Below are 1,688 nucleotides of genomic sequence, written 5' to 3' on the forward strand. Positions count from 1 at the left end.
ATGCTTTCGACCACACACACCACATGGCGGTCGCGGCGGGCATCGCGGCAAATCATACACAGGTCTTCATCGGACAGGTTGTGGCAAATTTTGCAAGTTTTGATCTCTCGACGCATTTTTACAATGGCAGCGCCAAACTGGTCAACGGTGTCTATTTCACGGCTGACCAGGTGCAAAACCAGCCGCAATGCGGTCTTTTTACCGATCCCCGGCAGGCTAGCAAACGCATTTACAGCGTCTTCAAGTAGTTTGGATGAAAAGTTCATGAGGGTAAAGATAAGTACTCACGTAAATTTTTCTTGCAACAAATTGGCGTGCTATCGGTATTACTGTAAATTTGGTCGCGAATTCAGAATTTAAAACGACAAAAAGCAAAAACATATGGCTGAAGTCATCCGGATGCCCCGCATGAGCGATACGATGGAAGAGGGCAACATCATTGGTTGGTTGAAAAAAGAAGGCGACCACGTAGAACCAGGGCAGACCCTGGCCGAGGTGGAAACGGACAAAGCCACTATGGAACTAGACGCTTTCGTAGAAGGCGTCATCCTGCATATTGCGGTAAAAGAAGGCCCCGTAGCCATTGATGGCGTCATTGCGGTGATCGGTCAACCCGGCGAAGACTGGAAAGCGGTACTCGCTGCCGCCAACGGTGGCGCTGCTGCTCCAGCTGCCAATGGACAAACCCCTGCACCTGTTGCTGCGCCCGTTGCGGAAGTACCTGCCGCTGCAGCAAGTACCGAAGAAAGCCGCATCAAAGCTTCTCCTCTGGCCAAAAACATCGCCAAAGAATCAGGAGTGAGCCTGGAACAACTGGTGGGATCAGGAGATCAGGGCAGAATCGTCAAAAAAGACGTTGAAGCCTTTTTGGAAAACAAAGGTACTGCACCTGTTCCAACGCCTACTGCTCCAGCTACGCCTACCGCTCCTGCTACGCCTGCACCTGTTGCCACACCCAGCACCAAATCTGAAGCACCAAGCAGTGCTCCGTTTGCATTCAATGCAGGTGGCAACAACTACGAAGAAGTTGGGGTTTCACAAATGCGCAAGGTCATCGCACGTCGTTTGGGCGAAAGCCTGTTCACCGCTCCCCATTTCTACCTGACCATCGAGATCAACATGGATCGCGCCATCGAAATACGCAAGCAGTTGAACGAGGTGTCTCCTACCAAACTTTCTTTCAACGATTTGGTCATCAAAGCGGTTGCGGCTTCTTTGACCCAGCACCCTGCGATCAACTCTTCCTGGTTGGGTGATAAAATCCGCTACAACAAGGACATCAACGTCGGGGTAGCAGTTGCCGTTGAAGATGGTTTATTGGTTCCGGTAGTGCGCTACGCCAACATGAAAACCCTCTCTCAAATCAATACCGAGGTGAAGACCTTGGCCGGAAAAGCCAAAGAACGCAAACTGCACCCGGATGAAATGTCAGGCAACACCTTCACCATTTCCAACCTGGGTATGTTTGGCATCGACGAATTTACGGCCATCATCAATCCACCCGATGCCTGCATCCTGGCAGTTGGCGGGATTTTTGAAAAACCAATCGTAAAAAATGGAGAAATCGTAGTGGGCAACACCATGAAAGTAACCCTCTCTTGCGATCACCGGGTAGTAGACGGCGCCACCGGAGCTCAATTCCTCCAGACGTTTAAGTCTATATTGGAAGAACCGATCAAACTCTTAGT

Annotated in this window: 1 protein-coding gene and 1 pseudogene; one reads left to right on the forward strand and one right to left on the reverse strand. The window is 50.5% G+C overall.

Annotated elements, in window-relative coordinates:
• Nucleotides 1-266: pseudogene (locus tag ABW391_RS27265) on the reverse strand (recombination mediator RecR); the annotation flags it as partial.
• Nucleotides 267-381: 115 nt separating this feature from the next.
• Between ABW391_RS27265 and ABW391_RS27270 the strand changes: the two are divergent.
• A partial coding sequence (locus tag ABW391_RS27270) for a dihydrolipoamide acetyltransferase family protein (protein WP_353485073.1) occupies nt 382-1,688 on the forward strand: 1,307 nt, incomplete at its 3' end.

The sequence above is a fragment of the Haliscomenobacter sp. genome (genome assembly GCF_040403615.1).
GTDB lineage: Bacteria > Bacteroidota > Bacteroidia > Chitinophagales > Saprospiraceae > Haliscomenobacter.